This is a genomic window from Pseudoalteromonas sp. SG41-5 (assembly GCF_014164495.1).
Lineage (GTDB): Bacteria > Pseudomonadota > Gammaproteobacteria > Enterobacterales > Alteromonadaceae > Pseudoalteromonas > Pseudoalteromonas rhizosphaerae.
Genome location: NZ_JACJFH010000225.1, coordinates 1 through 1,330 on the forward strand (window position 1 = coordinate 1; position 1,330 = coordinate 1,330).

At 39.5% G+C, this 1,330-nt stretch carries 2 protein-coding genes and 1 pseudogene; all 3 read right to left on the reverse strand.

Going from position 1 to position 1,330, the window contains the following annotated elements:
• Positions 1 to 236: pseudogene (locus tag H5232_RS23190) on the reverse strand (hypothetical protein); the annotation flags it as partial.
• Positions 233 to 667: a hypothetical protein gene (locus H5232_RS23195; protein WP_182719691.1), complete on the reverse strand. Its 435-nt coding sequence runs from the start codon at positions 665 to 667 to the stop codon at positions 233 to 235. The gene H5232_RS23195 and the pseudogene H5232_RS23190, both read right to left, overlap by 4 nt.
• A 9-nt stretch (positions 668 to 676) precedes the next feature.
• Positions 677 to 1,330: HNH/ENDO VII family nuclease (locus H5232_RS23200; protein WP_259400192.1), on the reverse strand; the 654-nt coding region annotated here is incomplete at its 5' end.

Genomic DNA, 1,330 nt, shown 5'->3' on the forward strand with positions numbered 1-1,330 from the left:
TCAGGGTAGTTTAATGCATCTAACATTGCATCAAGGGATTGTTCATATTCATCAAGCATATAATAACTATCACCGATAGATACTTTAAGCCAAACCGCTTGCTCCCAATCCTCATCTGGGTCGGTGAGTAAATCAAAGGCTTTTTGCCAGAGTGTAATTGCGCCTTGAAAGTCTTCTTCATCAAAAAGATCATTGCCTTGCTCGCAATACTCATCTATTTGGTCATGTACATTCATTGGTTATACTCATTAAAAAAAGTTTTGTATTTTTTAGGTTCATCAACGAAGCAGCGACCTCTTGACATGTCGTTTGCTTTATTAAACCATTGATAAGAAATTGGTAATTGTTCCATTTCATAATAAATAGTAGCTTTTAAAAAAATAATTCCACCGTGAAACCCACCTACCTTATTTTTATCTCGATATTCTAAGAGTTGCTCTATGATTTGCAGCGCATCATTGTAAAGTGTTAACTCTCGATACATTTCGCAAATTGCAGTAACAAAACTGAGAGTGACATCCCAATCAAATTTAGGCTCAGGTAATAACCCCCATGCTTCGTCTGCTTTTTTTTTTGCGATGTCAACATTTTTGACTTCTAATGCTTTGTATGCAGAAATATAGAGAGCATCGATTTTATCGCGCAAGTCTATAGGTAAATTTTCCATTATCTTTCCTTACTTTTTCGGGGGTAAATATCTATCGTTAAGCTTAGCACCAGCTGAGCGGTTAATACTGTAATGATCTAGAGTATAATTATTAGAGTCTAACATCCATTCTCGCACTTCTTTTGATTTTGCGCCGTATTGTCTGCCTGTAGTATTCCACCATTTTACTGCATCTGTCGGGTCATGTGCCATATCAGCTTGAGAGAGTGGGTACCATTGATTATCACTCGCTTGAAATTCGGTACCTTTGAATGACTCCCTTATTTTGCCTTTTGCTTTCATCTTCGCAATGACTTTTTTGCCTGTACGAGATGCTTTGCCTGGAGTTTTACCAAGGTATTTCAAGCGGTTTGATATCTTGCGAAGTTTCTTAGGTTTTGTAATGTTTGGGTTAATGCTTTGAGCCCCCTTTAAATCATTCCCTTTCGGCGGCTCTAATTCATTGGCTACTGTTTTCTTCGGTTTCCCTACTACACCTGTACTTGCCGGTGGCTCAAACTCATCGAGGGCTTTGTTTACGCGATTGCCAATTTCTTGCGCGGCGTTTCTTACGCCTTGGTCTATTTGCGGGGTGACTTCATCAAGTTGTTTGACCATGGCTTGCATGCCGTCAATGGCCGAGTCTGGCAGTAGGAGGTCGTATTTCCAGCTGGTTGAAATATC